At 34.9% G+C, this 14,855-nt stretch carries 17 protein-coding genes; 9 read left to right on the forward strand and 8 right to left on the reverse strand.

Annotated features, from left to right (window positions below; translation table 11 throughout):
* Positions 1–24: 24 nt before the first annotated feature.
* The 8 genes from FIT79_RS01925 (at position 25) to kdsB (ending at position 6,801) form a co-directional block, all read left to right on the forward strand.
* A complete protein-coding gene (locus FIT79_RS01925) occupies positions 25–1,293 on the forward strand; it encodes a lipoprotein-releasing ABC transporter permease subunit (RefSeq protein ID WP_139875447.1) in 1,269 nt (422 codons plus the stop codon).
* Positions 1,286–1,963: an ABC transporter ATP-binding protein gene (locus FIT79_RS01930; RefSeq protein WP_189340269.1), complete on the forward strand. Its 678-nt coding sequence runs from the start codon at positions 1,286–1,288 to the stop codon at positions 1,961–1,963. The genes FIT79_RS01925 and FIT79_RS01930 overlap by 8 nt, the downstream gene beginning before the upstream one ends.
* A 101-nt stretch (positions 1,964–2,064) precedes the next feature.
* The gene (locus tag FIT79_RS01935) at positions 2,065–2,667 is read left to right on the forward strand and encodes a MotA/TolQ/ExbB proton channel family protein (protein ID WP_139867193.1); all 603 of its coding nucleotides are present in this window, start codon (positions 2,065–2,067) and stop codon (positions 2,665–2,667) included.
* Positions 2,668–2,683: 16 nt separating this feature from the next.
* On the forward strand, positions 2,684–3,097 hold the full coding sequence (locus FIT79_RS01940; protein WP_139867195.1) for an ExbD/TolR family protein: 414 nt from the start codon (positions 2,684–2,686) through the stop codon (positions 3,095–3,097).
* Positions 3,098–3,128: 31 nt separating this feature from the next.
* Positions 3,129–4,883 carry a lipid A export permease/ATP-binding protein MsbA gene (gene msbA, locus FIT79_RS01945; protein WP_139875448.1) on the forward strand — a complete coding sequence of 585 codons (1,755 nt, stop codon included), beginning with the start codon at positions 3,129–3,131 and terminating at the stop codon, positions 4,881–4,883.
* Complete coding sequence (gene lpxK, locus FIT79_RS01950) at positions 4,876–5,880, forward strand: tetraacyldisaccharide 4'-kinase (RefSeq protein WP_189644864.1); 1,005 nt, start codon at positions 4,876–4,878, stop codon at positions 5,878–5,880. Before msbA ends, lpxK begins: the two co-directional genes overlap by 8 nt.
* Positions 5,873–6,055, forward strand: a complete 183-nt coding sequence (locus tag FIT79_RS01955; RefSeq protein WP_139875450.1) for a Trm112 family protein — start codon at positions 5,873–5,875, stop codon at positions 6,053–6,055. Before lpxK ends, FIT79_RS01955 begins: the two co-directional genes overlap by 8 nt.
* Positions 6,052–6,801, forward strand: a complete 750-nt coding sequence (gene kdsB, locus FIT79_RS01960; protein ID WP_139875451.1) for a 3-deoxy-manno-octulosonate cytidylyltransferase — start codon at positions 6,052–6,054, stop codon at positions 6,799–6,801. Before FIT79_RS01955 ends, kdsB begins: the two co-directional genes overlap by 4 nt.
* Here kdsB and FIT79_RS01965 read toward each other — a convergent pair.
* The 5 genes from FIT79_RS01965 to sucC are packed head-to-tail and all read right to left on the reverse strand — an operon-like array spanning position 6,798 to position 11,747.
* Positions 6,798–7,136, reverse strand: coding sequence for a P-II family nitrogen regulator (locus FIT79_RS01965; protein ID WP_139867206.1), 339 nt, complete (start codon positions 7,134–7,136; stop codon positions 6,798–6,800). The genes kdsB and FIT79_RS01965 overlap by 4 nt on opposite strands.
* Before the next feature lie 22 nt (positions 7,137–7,158).
* The gene (locus tag FIT79_RS01970; protein WP_139875452.1) at positions 7,159–8,754 is read right to left on the reverse strand and encodes an NAD+ synthase; all 1,596 of its coding nucleotides are present in this window, start codon (positions 8,752–8,754) and stop codon (positions 7,159–7,161) included.
* Positions 8,755–8,758: 4 nt separating this feature from the next.
* Positions 8,759–9,706, reverse strand: a complete 948-nt coding sequence (locus FIT79_RS01975; RefSeq protein WP_139875453.1) for an ankyrin repeat domain-containing protein — start codon at positions 9,704–9,706, stop codon at positions 8,759–8,761.
* A 3-nt stretch (positions 9,707–9,709) separates the two neighbouring features.
* A complete protein-coding gene (gene sucD, locus FIT79_RS01980; RefSeq protein ID WP_139867212.1) occupies positions 9,710–10,582 on the reverse strand; it encodes a succinate--CoA ligase subunit alpha in 873 nt (290 codons plus the stop codon).
* Between the two features lies 1 nt (position 10,583).
* Positions 10,584–11,747 (reverse strand): ADP-forming succinate--CoA ligase subunit beta, encoded by a 1,164-nt coding sequence (sucC, locus tag FIT79_RS01985; protein ID WP_139875454.1) that lies wholly within the window; start codon positions 11,745–11,747, stop codon positions 10,584–10,586.
* A gap of 123 nt (positions 11,748–11,870) precedes the next feature.
* Between sucC and serB the strand changes: the two genes are divergently transcribed.
* The gene (gene serB / locus FIT79_RS01990) at positions 11,871–12,716 is read left to right on the forward strand and encodes a phosphoserine phosphatase SerB (RefSeq protein WP_189644865.1); all 846 of its coding nucleotides are present in this window, start codon (positions 11,871–11,873) and stop codon (positions 12,714–12,716) included.
* Here the strand turns inward: serB and FIT79_RS01995 are convergent.
* From FIT79_RS01995 to FIT79_RS02005, 3 genes are read right to left on the reverse strand one after another with little or no spacing between them, the layout of a single operon-like run.
* Positions 12,713–13,492, reverse strand: coding sequence for a ferritin-like domain-containing protein (locus FIT79_RS01995; protein WP_139875456.1), 780 nt, complete (start codon positions 13,490–13,492; stop codon positions 12,713–12,715). The genes serB and FIT79_RS01995 overlap by 4 nt on opposite strands.
* 10 nt (positions 13,493–13,502) lie before the next feature.
* A complete protein-coding gene (locus FIT79_RS02000; RefSeq protein WP_139875457.1) occupies positions 13,503–14,336 on the reverse strand; it encodes an SMP-30/gluconolactonase/LRE family protein in 834 nt (277 codons plus the stop codon).
* A gap of 24 nt (positions 14,337–14,360) precedes the next feature.
* On the reverse strand, positions 14,361–14,849 hold the full coding sequence (locus tag FIT79_RS02005) for an ankyrin repeat domain-containing protein (protein WP_139867222.1): 489 nt from the start codon (positions 14,847–14,849) through the stop codon (positions 14,361–14,363).
* Positions 14,850–14,855: the final 6 nt, after the last annotated feature.

Consider the following 14,855-nt stretch of genomic DNA (forward strand, 5'->3'; position numbering starts at 1 on the left):
TATAACCCTGATAAAATAAAGCAAATGTCTTTACTTAACAAATACCTGCCTTTTGAAGTTTGGATTGCTTATAGATATATAAAGTTTAAGCAAAAAAATAGCTTCATATCTTTTATTTCAATGACAAGCATGGTTGGAATAGCTCTTGGAGTTTCAGCGCTCATCATTATTCTATCTGTTATGAATGGTTTTCAGGATGAACTTCGCACACGAATCCTTGGGGTGGCTTCTCATATTGAAATTACAAGCTCAAATAATACATTGACACATTGGGAAGACTTAACAAAAAAACTTCATGAATCTCCGGAGGTAATAGGGTCGGCGCCTTATGTAGATGGTCAGGGTATGTTGGTTAGTGAATTCGGAAGTCAGGGGATTATGCTAAGAGGTATTTCATCAGAACTTGAGGGCAATGTTGATGACCTGGAAAAGAAAGTTAAGGTTGGTAAATTATCTGATTTAAAACCTAATACATTTAATTTGATTTTGGGCATAGACACTGCAAAGCAACTAGGTATTGTGGTTGGAGATAAAGTTAATATTTTAATTCCGCAAGGCTCATATACGCCTGCAGGCACATTTCCTAGAATGCGACAATTTAATGTTTCAGGTATTTTTGAAATTGGAATGTATGAATATGATTCCGGCATGGCGCTAATGAATCTGGAGGACGCCCAGAAATTCCTTCAAATGAACGATGCTGTTTCTGGGGTTAGGGTAAAGATTCTTGATCTTTTTTTAGCGCCTTTAGTCGCAAAAAAATTATCGGACGGCTTGTCGGAATCGGGTGTTTTTTATGTCAGTGATTGGACAAAAAAGCATGCCAATTTTTTTGCGGCTGTTCAAATGGAAAAAAGAGTGATGTTTATCATTCTTATGTTGATCATCGCGGTTGCAGCATTTAATATCGTTTCTACTTTAGTGATGGCGGTGACTGATAAAAGATCAGATATTGCAATTCTTAAAACATACGGCGCGAAACCCAAAAGCATTCTATATATATTTATTATTCAAGGTTCTTTAATTGGCATAATCGGAACTATCAGCGGGGTATTTTTAGGGACTGTTGTTGCGTTAAACATTCATTCAATCGTGCCTTTTATTGAGCATTTATTCAACGTTCAGTTTTTATCAAAAGATATTTATTATATTTCTGAAGTACCTTCCAAGCTTTTGTTAAGCGATATAACTGTTATAGCCTTTATCTCGATTTTGTTATCGATTATTGCCACAATTTATCCAAGCATAAGAGCTTCTAACACTTCACCTGCTGAGGCGTTAAAGCATGATTAAAAAATTACTTATTGCTTGTAAGGATTTATCTAAGACATTTCCTGGTTTAGATGAAGCAATTATTAACAAGCTAAATCTTAATATCAGCGAGGGAGACCATACAGCGATTATTGGTGTCTCGGGGTCTGGTAAAAGTACACTTCTTCATCTTATGGCTGGACTTGAAAAGCCCTCATCTGGACAAGTAAAAATTTTAGATCAAGATATCTCATGCTTAAGTCAAGATGAATTAGGAGTTTTGAGAAATACACATTTAGGCTTCGTGTATCAGTTTCATCATTTGCTCAGCGATTTCAATGCTATAGAAAATGTTGCAATTCCGTTGCTAATTAGAAGGCATACATACAAACAGGCTTTTAAGGAAGCTGAGACCCTATTAAAAAAAATAGGCTTAGGTAAAAGGCTCACTCATAAGCCATCCGAATTATCTGGGGGCGAAAGGCAGAGAGTGGCAATCGCGAGGTCTTTAATCACTAAGCCAAAGTGTATTCTTGCAGATGAGCCCACAGGAAATTTAGATGGTAAAACAGCACATTTTGTATTTGATTTATTGCTTGATTTAGCCAAAGAGAATCAATCAACTCTAGTCTTGGTAACTCATGATAATCAGCTAGCATCAAAATTAAAGTTTCAATATAAATTAAATCAAGGAAAACTTAAAAAGACGTAAGTTTATTTAAGCAATTAACCGAATATTAAGATAAGTTGATTTAAGCAATTAACCGAATATTAAGATAGAATAATACCCATCAAATACTTGGAGAGTTAGTTATGTGGGAAATTATTTTAGCCGCTGGATGGCCGATTTGGCCACTCATATTCGCATCAATTATCGCTTTGGCAATTATTGGCGAGCGATTTTGGTCTTTAAGGCATGAAATTGTTGCCCCAAGCGATCTTCTCCCAGAAGTTCAAAAGTTATTAAATCAAGGCGCAATTAAAAAAGATGTGATTGCAAAAATCAAAGAACACTCTCTCTTGGGTGAAATTTTTGCAAGTGCTCTTATTAATTCAAATACATCTGCAGCTCATATTAAAGAAGCGATAGAAGAGTCAGGCAGAGGAGTTAACTACAAGCTTGAAAAGTACTTACCAACACTTGGAACGATCGCAGCAGTCGCACCTCTTTTAGGGCTGCTAGGTACGGTGATAGGTATGGTCGATCTTTTTAGTTCATTTACAAACAGCGGCCATGATGTGGCAGTATTTGCGAGAGGTATTTCAGTAGCTCTCTATAACACAGCAGCAGGTATTGTTGTGGCGGTTCCCGCTATGATTTTTTATCGATTTTTTAGATCCAAAGTAGATGATTTAATTTTTGACATGGAGCAACAAGCGCTTAAGTTGATTGAATCTATGGGCGTTCGTAAATAAATAATTAGGATTGCATATGAATTTTCAGCGAGGAAAAAAACACGAAGAGATGGAATTGAACTTGGTTCCTTTGATCGACGTTTTATTAGTTATTATTATTTTCCTTGTCGTAAGTACAACCTTTTCTAGATTTAGTGAATTAAAAATTAATCTTCCTACTGCTGAAGCCAATAGCCCTGATAAGAAACCTAATGTTATTAATGTGTCTATTACAGCGGAAGGTCTCTACGCTATAAATGATAATCCTTTGCCAAATAAGAGCCTTGAATCTATTGTTGCGGCTTTAAAAAATTCAGCAAAAGGTGAAAAAGAAATACCGGTGATTATTAATGCAGACGCGAAATGTGAGCACCAATCCGTTATTAATGTTATGGAAGCCTCAAGACAGGCCGGGTTAACTCATATTACCTTCTCAACAAAAGTTAACTAAATTTTAAAAAGGTTTAGCTTTTCTTGGCCTAATGGCAAATATTATTGAAACTGTGCCCCATACAAAACCGCTTGACATAAAAGGTCTTTATAAAAGACTTTTCAAGTATTCATGGAAATATAAATACGTCTTATTTATTAGTGTCATTGCGCTAATTGTTCTTTCTTTAACTAATACAGCATTCCTGGTCATTATTAAAAAAATAACTGATCAGGGGTTTGTTAATCATAGTGAGCATAGAAGTCTATCTCTAGCCCTGATGTTATTGGGCGTTATGTTTACAAGAGCCATTTCTGGGCTCGTCTCGAGCTATTCCATGGACTGGGTTTCATCAAAGGTAGTTGAGAGTCTTCGTTGTGATGCTTTTAAACGTGTTATGCATTTCCCCATCAGCTACTTTGACAAAAATTCTTCAAGTTTCATTGTTTCAAAAATTACATACGACGCGGAGCAGCTGTCTAATGTTGCTACTAAGATTACTTTAACGCTTATTAAGGATGGATTAACAATCATTGGCATTATTGCTTATATGCTTTATTTAGATTGGCAATTAACACTAGTTTTTTCATTATTAGCACCGTTAATGGCTATATATCTAAGCGCTATGTCCCCTAGATTAAGATTAGCTGGGAAAACAGTTCAAGAAACCATGGGAAGAATGACCATGGCTTCAGATGAAGCCATTTCAGGACAAAGAATTGTAAAGATTTTTGGATCAAGTCAATATGAAATTTTAAGGTTTTCAAAAATCGCAGCGAAGATAAGACAAATGAATACAAAGCTTTCAAGACTGTACTCACTTAATTCATTTACTGTCGAATTGTTAGCAGCTATCGCTCTATCATCAATTGTTTTTTATTCGTTTGGAAAATTTACTGCTGGTGAGTTTGCAGCTTTTTTTGGTGCTTTATTAATGCTTATAGCCCCCATTAAAAATTTAACAGCAGTTAATGATAGGAATCAAGTTGGCCTATCAGCCGCTCAAAGTGTTTTTGGTTTGATTGATCAGGATCTTGAGCTAGATTCAGGTGTAAAAAATATTAAAAGAGCCAAAGGTAATATTAATTTTAATGATGTATCTTTTAAGTATGAAAACACAAAGCAAAATGTCCTTAAAAATATTAATTTAAATATAAAAGCGGGTGAAAAAATAGCGCTTGTCGGTAAATCTGGAGGAGGCAAAACTACATTAGTTAATTTAATACCAAAATTTTATAATATTGATAAGGGTAAAATATTATTAGATGGTATTGATATTAGAGAACTAAAGCTTCAAAGCCTTAGAAATCAATTTTCTTTGGTTAGCCAAGACACAATTTTATTTAATGATACTGTTTTTAATAATATTGCCTATGGAAATCTTAATAAAAAAGTATCCAGAGATGATGTTAAAAAAGCTGCTATAGCTGCTAATGCGTGGGAATTTATTGATTCACTTCCAAATAAGCTGGACAATGAAATTGGTGATAGAGGCGTTAGGCTGTCTGGTGGTCAGAGACAAAGAATTGCTATTGCTAGAGCAATTTTAAAAAATGCTCCAATATTACTTTTGGATGAAGCAACTTCAGCATTAGATTCCCACTCAGAAAAATATGTTCAAGCAGCGTTAGATAACTTAATGAAAAACAAAACAACTATTGTAATTGCCCATAGATTGTCTACGGTTCTTAATGCAGATCGAATCGTGGTTATTGAAAAATCTGAAATCATAGATTCTGGAAGTCATCGTGAACTTATGAAGCGCTGCAAACATTATTCAAGCCTATATAAAAAAGGCCTTGAATAAAGCTTTGAGAATAATTGAGTCATTTTCTAGATTGCATTACTCAAAAAGTTTATTTCCTTTATTTCTGCTTCCTCTATCAGTAATATTCTTTCTGATATCACTTATTAGAAAGTATCTTTACAAATATAATTTTCTAAAGTCTTTTAAGTTGAGAATCCCTGTCATTGTTGTTGGAAATATAACCTCAGGTGGAACTGGGAAAACACCTCTAGTTATTCACCTTGCAAATACATTAAAGAAAAATGGATACCATCCTGGAATTATAAGTAGAGGATATGGGGCCAAAGGAAATGGCATAAGTGAAGTCAATCAAAAAAGCAATGTGGAGAATGTCGGCGATGAGCCGATATTGATTCAGAAACATACTCGCCTACCAGTTTTTATCTCAAAAGATAGAGTATTGGCAGCGCAAGCACTTCTTAAAAAATACAAAAAAATAGATGTCATTTTGTCTGATGATGGATTGCAACATTATCGTTTAAAACGCGATATAGAAATTATAGTCATAGACGGGGCTAGAGGATTTGGAAATGGATATCTTTTACCAGCGGGGCCATTAAGGGAGTCAAAGCGAAAATTAAAGGCCGTAGATGCTATCGTTTGTAATGGAAAAAAAGTGATAGATGACAGTTACCTGATGAAATATAAGAGTGACTCCCTAATTAATCTAAAAACTAAGAAAAAAATTCCACTAAATAAGCTGCGCTTAAATAACCTTCATGCAATAGCTGGCATTGGAAACCCAGATCGATTTTTTAATTACCTTAAGGTATCAGGCATGGTATTTGGTAGCTCTTCCTATCAAGATCATTATCGATTCACAAAAAAAGATTTTAAAGTTATGAATGATAAGAATATTATAATGACTGAAAAGGACGCTGTTAAATGCGAAAAGTTTGCTAGGGATAATTTTTGGTATTTGCCAGTTGTTGTTGAAATTGACTCAAAGTTTACTGATTTTATTTTAAATAAAATGAAAAATATAATCCATGGATAAAAATCTATTAAAAATTTTAGTTTGTCCGGTTACTAAGGGGCCATTAATTTATAAAAAAGAACAGAATGAGCTTATTTCGAAGTCGGCTAAACTTGCCTACCCGATTAAAGACGGTATTCCAATTTTACTGGAGAGCGAAGCGAGAGTGATAAAAAGCGATGAAAATTATTCATGACATTTAAAATTATTATTCCGGCGAGGTATCAGAGTAGCCGATTAGAAGGAAAACCTCTTTTGGAGATTGATGGTGTTCCTATGGTGATTCACGTTGTAAAGCAATCATTAAAAAGCAAGGCAGATGAGGTTGTGGTTGCAACCGATGACCAAAGGATTTTTGATGTTGTTGTAAAGTTTGGATATAAAGCAATCATGACAAATCTTAATCATAGATCCGGTACAGATCGAGTTGCAGAGGTTGTTGATTTGATGGGTTGGACAGACAGCGAGATTGTCGTCAATGTTCAGGGAGATGAGCCTCTTATTAATCCATCATTAATTAATCAAGTTGCAGAATATTTGGATGACCGAAGAGATGTCTTTGTTTCTACAGCGTGCCATTCCATCAATGATTATAATGATTTTGTTAATCCAAATAATGTGAAAGTCGTATTGGATAAAAATTCACAAGCCTTGTATTTTAGTAGAGCGCCAATTCCTTTTCCTAGAGATGAATTTAATCAAAAGATAATTAGAAGAGAGGGGTTTTATAAACATATTGGTATTTATGCTTATCGCGCTAAGTTTCTAAAAGGCTTTAAAGATATTGAGCAAGCACCATTGGAAGATATTGAAAAGTTGGAGCAGCTTAGAATTCTATATGCAGGTTACAAAATTGGTGTAGTTCAGTCAATTGACACGCCATTTCCTGGAGTTGATACCCCCGAAGACCTTGAAAGGGTAAGAAAGCTACTTTCTAATTAAATAGCAGATTCACCCGTTTCGCCAGTTCTAATCCTCACCACCTCTTCAATATTGCTTACAAAAATTTTTCCATCCCCAATTTTTCCGGTGTGAGCAGCAGCTGATATTGCTTCAATGACTTTTTTAACCATTTTGTCTGAGACAATAATATCTAATTTAATTTTGGGTAAAAAATCAATTACATACTCTGCGCCTCTGTACAGTTCAGTGTGACCTTTTTGTCTTCCGAAGCCCTTAACTTCCGTCGCTGTAATTCCATTGATGCCAATTTCAGAAAGAGCCTCTCTTACTTCGTCTAATTTAAATGGCTTAATTACTGCCTCAATTTTTTTCATCTAATTTCCTTCTTCAAATGCATTAATGTTTAAAGGTTACGGGGTATCTTCTGTCTTTGCCAAAAGCCCTATGAGTAATTTTAGGTCCTATGGGGCTTTGGGCTCTTTTAAATTCATTATTGTTAATTAACTTTACAACGCGATTCACATTTTTACTAGTAAAACCTTTTTTGACAATCGACGCTATATCTAAATCTTTTTCAATATAAAGCTCAATTATCTTATCAAGAATTTCATATTTAGGGAGGCTATTCTGATCAAGCTGATTAGGACTTAATTCAGCTGTAGGTGGTCTTTTGATTATTTCATTAGGAATGATGGTTGATATTGAATTTCTATAATGTGCTAATTTATAAACCCATGTTTTTGGCACGTCTTTAAGAAGTGCAAAGCCTCCAACCATATCTCCATAAAGAGTTGTATACCCTACAGCAGTTTCACTTTTATTACTTGTTGATATTACAAGGCCATTAAATTTATTAGATAAAGCCATTAATAAAACACCCCTGATACGAGCTTGTAAATTCTCTTCAGTCGTGTCAAAAGGCTTATTTTTAAAATCACTAGATAATGTTTTTTTAAAAAGTTTAAAAATAGGTTGAATATTTATTTCTTTGTAATTGACACCTGTATTTTTAATCATTTTGCGAGATTCAATAATACTTATTTTAGAAGTGAATTCTGAAGGCATCATGACGGCAGTAATATTTTTTTTGTCAAATACGTCATTTGCCAAAGCCAAAACCAGAGCAGAATCTATACCACCAGATAAACCTATAAACAGGCTTGTAAAATTATTCTTAACTACATAATCTCTAAGCGCTAATTTAAGTGCCTCATATAAATGTGATTCTTTGTTATAAGGAGACTCATCAAAATTATTCTTAATATTTATTTTTGATGAAACATCAATAATCGCTGTTTCTTCTTTAAAAAATGATAACTGGTGGATAAGCTTTGCATGTTTGCTAACAACAAAAGAGCCGCCATCAAATATGAGCTCATCTTGACCTCCAATTGCATTGACGTAGATCACAGTAGATTTTGTTTCTTTAGCTAACTTGGAAATAATTTTTACTCGAGTTTCATATTTTTCCATTTCATAAGGGGATGCATTAATTACAATAATGGCATCCACCGATTTTTTCTTAAGTAATTGGCTTGGGGGAGCTTTCCAAGCATCTTCGCAAATAAGAAGACCGATCTTTAAACCTTTATGAACAAAAATAAACTCTTTTTTACCAGGTTCAAAATATCTATTTTCGTCAAATACCCCATAATTAGGAAGAATTTTTTTAAAATAGGTGCCTTGAATTTTTCCATTAAAAAGTAATGATGCCGCATTGTATATTTTGCTGCCTTTTTTTAATGGGTGCCCAACAATTACTTTAATAGAAGGCACGGCTTGCGCAATTTTACTCAATGCTTTTGAACATGCTTTAAGAAAATCTTCTCTTAAGACAAGGTCTTCAGGTGGGTAGCCACAGATTGAGAGTTCAGGTGTAATAAGCAATTCAGCCCCTTTTTTAGAAGCCTCTTTAGCTCTTTTGATAATAGCAATGCTATTGTTTTCAATATCACCAACAAATGAATTTATTTGCGCTAGTGCTATTTTCATAGTTTTAGTAGCTGCCACCCGCATTTTTAATAATGTCAACAATCTCTGTATTTTTTGCTTTGAGTGCGTATACAAGAGCTGTTAATCCATAACGATCTTTTGCTTTTAAATTAACTTTTGATTCAATAAAAAGCTGAATCATTTCCTTGGATTTATTTGCTACAGCATAATGAATTATTGGTGTGCCATCAGAATCTTTGTGGTCAATATTGGCACCATTTGCTATAAGAAGTTTTGAAACTGCTAAATGATTTTTTTTCGTAGCCCAAGTTAGAGCTGTCCAATTGAACTGATCTTCATAATCAATTTTTATGCCACGCTTTATGAAAAGACTTACTGCATCTGCATTACCTTCTCTTGCAGCATACATAAGAGGACTGCATTTATATTTATCTACGATATTTGGATCAGCGCCCTGGTCAAGAAGTATTTGAATGGTTTTAATATCACCGTTTTTTGCGGCATACATTAAAACAGTTTGCCCAGCATCGTTAGTGTTGTTAGGATCAATACCATGTTTTATTAATAGATCTACGATGTTATGAAATCCTGATATCGCAGCTAGTCCATAAGCACTCCAGCCGTCATTGTCTCTTATTTTTGGATCTGCCCCATTATCTAAAAGTAATTGCGCTGATCGAGTGTAATTTTTCTTTGCAGCAAACATTAGCGCCGTCCAGCCGTTACTTTCAATCGCATTCACTGAGGCACCTTTTTTAATTAAGAGCGCTACAACCTTATCCATATCTTTTCTTGCTGCATACATAAGCGCTGTGACGCCATCTTCATCTTTAGTATTTGGATTTCCACCACTTTCCAAAATAGCGCTTACTGTTTCAAGATCGCCTTTTGCTGCTGCTGTTAAAAGATAATTTACTGATTCTTCTGCATTTGCTATTAAGGCAAAAAATGAAGTGATTAGAAAAAAGGTAAGAAGAGTTTTTTTATACAATTTTTATTTTTTTAACAATGCTTGCATAGTAAGTCCCATGTCTGCGGGGGATTTAGACATACTCACACCGGCTTTTTCTAGCGCCTTAATTTTATCTATTGCAAGGCCAGAGCCTTGAGAAATGATAGCACCTGCATGACCCATTCTTTTCCCTTCAGGGGCTGTAATGCCAGCAATATAGCCTGCTATAGGTTTTTTTATATGTTGTTTAATATATTCAGCAGCCACTTCTTCGTCTGAGCCACCAATTTCACCAACTAATATAACGCCCTTTGTATTTTTATCTTCTTCAAACATTTGCAGACATTCAATAAAATTCAGTCCTTTGATGGGATCGCCACCAATACCAACACATGTGCTTTGGCCTAGCCCAAGCATTGTTGTTTGTTGAACAGCTTCATAGGTTAAAGTGCCGGATTTTGAAATAATTCCAATCGATCCGGGTAAGTGAATGCTTCCTGGCATAATGCCAATCTTACATTCGCCAGGTGTAATAACACCGGGACAATTAGGTCCAATCAGTTTGGATTGGTTAGCTCGAATAGCAGCCTTCACATTAATCATATCTTGAATTGGAATACCTTCAGTAATACATACGATAATTTCAATACCTTCTTCAGAAGCTTCGATAATTGAATCTGCAGCAAAGGCAGGGGGAACGTAAATGACCGATGCATTGGCTCCAGTTGTTTTAATAGCATCTCTTACTGTATTAAATACAGGTAAATTAAGATGCAACGATCCACCTTTACCAGGGGTAACCCCGCCCATTAATTTTGTGCCATAAGCTAACGCTTGTTCTGAGTGAAAGGTACCTTGCTTACCAGTGAAGCCTTGGCAAATAAGCCTGGTAGATTTATTAATAAGAATAGACATTTTATTTTTTGATGAGACTAGTTGCGATCGTTGCCGCTTCAGTAAGTGTATTTGCAGCCTTAATATTTAAGCCACTTGTTTGTAAAAGTTTTTTGCCTAAATCAACGTTAGTGCCTTCTAATCTTACGACAATAGGAATTTTGATACCAACCTCTTTGATTGCAGCGATAATACCTTCAGCGATAATGTCGCATCGCATAATGCCGCCAAAAATATTCACCAAGACAACTTGTACATTTTTATCGTCAAGAATAATTTTAAAAGCTTTAGCAACTGTTTCTGCAGTTGCTCCACCACCCACATCTAAAAAGTTTGCAGGTTCGCCTCCGCAGAGTTTGATGAGATCCATCGTAGCCATTGCAAGACCTGCACCATTGACCATGCAACCAATATTGCCATTAAGTGCAATGTAATTAAGCCCAGCAGCAAAAGCTTCAGCTTCTTTAGAATCGTTTTGTGACCAATCACGGAGCTCAGCTAATGTTTTTTGTTTGTAAAGAGCATTGTCATCGACATTTATTTTGCAATCGAGGGCAATAATTTTTTTATGTGAATCGATAACAAGCGGATTAATTTCTAATAAAGCTAGATTATTTTCAATAAAACTTTTAAAAGCACTTCTAGCAAACTTAACGAAATCATTAATCATTTCATTAGGTAAGCCTAATGCAAAGGCAATATTTCTAGACTGATAGTCCATAAGGCCATTAATTGGATTGCATGTTTCTTTAATAATTTTTTCAGGGTTATTTTTAGATATTTCTTCAATTTCCATGCCGCCTGCAGAAGATGCAATAACGACAATTTTTTCTGACTGCCTATCAACCAATATAGAAAAATATAACTCTTTTTCTATGTCACATGACTCTTCTATAAGAAGGGTATCAACAGGCTGGCCATCTGGTTTGTTTTGATAAGTAACGAGTTTTTTGTGAAGAAGAGAATTTACAACCTCAGCTGCTTCTTTTTTAGAAGTTACAATCTTAACGCCACCTGCTTTACCTCTGCCACCCGCATGAATCTGGGCTTTGATAACATAAGCAGAAGAGTCAAGCTGAGTTATCGATTGATGCAATTCATCTGGGGACTTAATTGCAATGCCTTTTGGCACGGAAATGCCGTATTTTGCAATTAATTGTTTGGCCTGATATTCGTGGAGATTCATGTTAAAAAGGGGCTAAATAAACATTATTTTCTACGAATTTAGATAAACATGCCAGTTAAGAATTATATTTTAATAGCAATGTTAGAATTATTCTTTTGTAGGCTTATATCATTTATACATACCATGAAATTATTAGTCCAGTCTTCATATAGTCTCCAAACTCATTTAGCAGAAATCTCTGGAATTTTAGGCCAAGTGACAACTTCTCCTTACACGCTTATCAATGATACTGCTGCTATATATGAGATTGAAGCCGACTTACCAGATGATTTAAAAAATAAGCTTCATCTAAAGCATGTAGATTTTGCAGTTTTAGACAATTACAGAGCTTTAAGTGAATTTAGCCTATGTGTGATGGATATGGATTCAACACTTATCTCGATTGAATGTATTGATGAGATTGCAGATTTGTGCGGTAAAAAACAAGATGTAGCCTTAATTACTAAAAGTGCCATGATGGGTGAAATTGATTTTTCACAAAGCCTAATCAAGCGCGTTTCTTTGCTGCAAGGACTTGGAGAGGAGATGCTCTTCAAAGTCATAGAAGAAAGATTAAAGTTGAATGAAGGCACCCAGGCATGGATTGAAGCTTGTCGCAGAAATAATGTGACCACAGTTCTTGTATCAGGCGGCTTTGATTATTTTGCAGATTATGTGAAGAATAAGTTAGGGATTGATATTGCTATATCTAATCAACTTGAAATTAAAGACAAGAGGCTGACTGGTAAAGTGCTAGGCCGAATTGTCGATGATGAATTAAAGGCTAAAACTGTAAGAGATTTTCAAGCAAAACTTAGTATTGATAAATCAAATACAATCGTCATTGGAGATGGGGCAAATGATTTAAAGATGTTAGCTGAGGCTCAATATAGTATTGCGTATCACGCCAAGCCTATTGTGCAAGAAAAAGCGCGATTTAAATTAAACCACTCAGATTTTAAAGGTGTATTAAATCTTTTTAAGGTTTAAATAAGCTCTTCTTTTAAGAAGCCAGCTCTATAACGCGCTTCTTTATTTAATTTTTGGTAATTTAATTTAATATCATAAGCTCCCAGCAATTTTTTATATGTCTCATGTGGGTCTAGTTTTTGAGATTCACATGCCCAACGATACCAAATATTTCCGATAGATACATGATGAATTTCTTCTTCATAAATGATTTGCAGAATAGCTGCAATGTCGTCGTCTTTTTGCTGCTTAAATTTTTCTATAATTGGGGGCGTCACATCCAGACCTCTTGCTTCCATTGTTTTTGGAATGAGCGCTAATCGATGAATTAAATCATGGCTTGTTCTATCAGCCATTTCCCATAGACTGTTGTGCGCATTGAAGCTACCGTAACTTAAGCCAAATTTTTTTAGATAGTTATTAAGGAGACTGAAGTGTACATGTTCTTCATAAGCAATTTGAAGCCAGTCACTATAGAATTGATTTGGAAGATTTTTAAAGCGCCAAATGATATCAAGCGCTAAATTAATCGCACTAAATTCAATATGAGCTAATGCATGAATGAATATTAATTTCCCTTGCTCTGTAGAAGTTGATCTTTTTTCAACAAGTTTTGGTGGAACAATTTGAGGTTTTGATGGTGCGCCCGGTAAATGATAGACATTTTGAATGTCAGCTTTTGAATCAATCGTCAGCTGATCGGACTTAAAAGATTCGTATATAACATTTACTTGATTTAATTTTTCATTTAAATCATTTATAGCAAGAGCCTTTAGGCAATTAGCTCTCAACTCCATAGCTGAATGATTAGTGAATTGGAACGAGGGTTACGGAACCAGTTTTCATGTCTGGAGTGATAATTGATCTTTTATCATAGGATAGCGCTATATCAGCAGCAGCCGTAAAGCCTTCTTTAAATAAGGTGACTTTGTTACGTTGTAATTTAAAAATCTTTCCATTTTTCCAATCACTAACAAAGAAACTATCCCCGGATTTAATTAAACCATCTCCGCCACCAAACCCTTCAGCAATTTTCAAGATAGATTTTGTATTCAAGTTGATTTTATATAAAATGCCACTTGCAAAATCTACTTCGAATAGATCGTTTTTAACAACTAAAAGCCCATTAGGGGCTAAAATTTCAGGGGTATTTTCATTCAGGATTAAAGTAATTTTTTTATCCTGAGTAATTTTAAAAATGGCACCACCTGCTGAGAGGTTTCCGCTATCACTCACATATAAATTGCCAGCTTCGTCTGAAGTAATATCATTTAAAAAGATAGGTGTTTGTGGAAATGCCATAGTACTTCCAAACACCATCCATTTACCATTGGACTCAACTTTTAAAACCCTATTTTTGTCTGTCACATACAAAGACGTTCCGATAAACGTTAAGCCTTTAGGGTCGTCCATGCCGCTTGCAAATGTTGAAAGTTTTCCGTCAATTGAAATACGTGTAATTTTTCCGTCACCATCTTTATTGAATTCACCGATTTCAGATACGTAAATATCTCCCTTAGCATCTTGAACCACTGACTCAGGGCTTGTAAATCCTGAGATTAGATTTAGTGATTCATGCGCTTTTGAGGGGGTAGAAATAAGTGTTAATAATAAAATTAAAAATACACGCAAATTTTCCATAGTTTAATTAAGAAGCCTTAATGATTAAATACATTTATCTTCGCAGCCTTCTTCACTTACACCTAGAGAAAGAAGTAACTCGACCATTTTTTTATCGCCTTTTTCTTGTTTTACTACGCGGATAATAGACACGCCACCCTTCATTTTTTTATTAATATCAGCGCCCTTGGATGCAAGGTATTTAACAATTTCAGTTCTGCCATCAAAAGCAGCATGGTGAAATGCATTCATTTTTGTAAGAGGATGCGTGTAATTAATATCAGCGCCATGTTCTGCTAAATATTTAAGCACTTGAAATTGACCTTTAGCAGCGGCCATAAGAAGGGGACTCCATGCAAAATAAGTTGCATTGACATCTACTTTTTTTACTTCAACATATTTTTTAACGATAGGCAGTTTGCCTTCATTTACAGCACCTGAAAATTCGATTTCTTCTGCATCTGTTAATGCAAAAAGTTGCATTGAGAAGGTGAGTAAAATTAATGTCAGTGTTGTTTTTAAAAATTTATTCATATTAAG

This window comes from Candidatus Methylopumilus universalis (assembly GCF_006365315.1).
GTDB lineage: Bacteria > Pseudomonadota > Gammaproteobacteria > Burkholderiales > Methylophilaceae > Methylopumilus > Methylopumilus universalis.

Coding starts and splice junctions, on each gene's coding strand:
- FIT79_RS01925 (WP_139875447.1), top strand. CDS start 25: ATGTCTTTACTTAACAAATACCTGCCTTTTGAAGTTTGGATTGCTTAT.
- FIT79_RS01930 (WP_189340269.1), top strand. CDS start 1,286: ATGATTAAAAAATTACTTATTGCTTGTAAGGATTTATCTAAGACATTT.
- FIT79_RS01935 (WP_139867193.1), top strand. CDS start 2,065: ATGTGGGAAATTATTTTAGCCGCTGGATGGCCGATTTGGCCACTCATA.
- FIT79_RS01940 (WP_139867195.1), top strand. CDS start 2,684: ATGAATTTTCAGCGAGGAAAAAAACACGAAGAGATGGAATTGAACTTG.
- msbA (WP_139875448.1), top strand. CDS start 3,129: ATGGCAAATATTATTGAAACTGTGCCCCATACAAAACCGCTTGACATA.
- FIT79_RS01955 (WP_139875450.1), top strand. CDS start 5,873: ATGGATAAAAATCTATTAAAAATTTTAGTTTGTCCGGTTACTAAGGGG.
- kdsB (WP_139875451.1), top strand. CDS start 6,052: ATGACATTTAAAATTATTATTCCGGCGAGGTATCAGAGTAGCCGATTA.
- FIT79_RS01965 (WP_139867206.1), bottom strand. CDS start 7,136: ATGAAAAAAATTGAGGCAGTAATTAAGCCATTTAAATTAGACGAAGTA.
- FIT79_RS01970 (WP_139875452.1), bottom strand. CDS start 8,754: ATGAAAATAGCACTAGCGCAAATAAATTCATTTGTTGGTGATATTGAA.
- sucD (WP_139867212.1), bottom strand. CDS start 10,582: ATGTCTATTCTTATTAATAAATCTACCAGGCTTATTTGCCAAGGCTTC.
- sucC (WP_139875454.1), bottom strand. CDS start 11,747: ATGAATCTCCACGAATATCAGGCCAAACAATTAATTGCAAAATACGGC.
- serB (WP_189644865.1), top strand. CDS start 11,871: ATGAAATTATTAGTCCAGTCTTCATATAGTCTCCAAACTCATTTAGCA.
- FIT79_RS01995 (WP_139875456.1), bottom strand. CDS start 13,492: ATGGAGTTGAGAGCTAATTGCCTAAAGGCTCTTGCTATAAATGATTTA.
- FIT79_RS02000 (WP_139875457.1), bottom strand. CDS start 14,336: ATGGAAAATTTGCGTGTATTTTTAATTTTATTATTAACACTTATTTCT.
- FIT79_RS02005 (WP_139867222.1), bottom strand. CDS start 14,849: ATGAATAAATTTTTAAAAACAACACTGACATTAATTTTACTCACCTTC.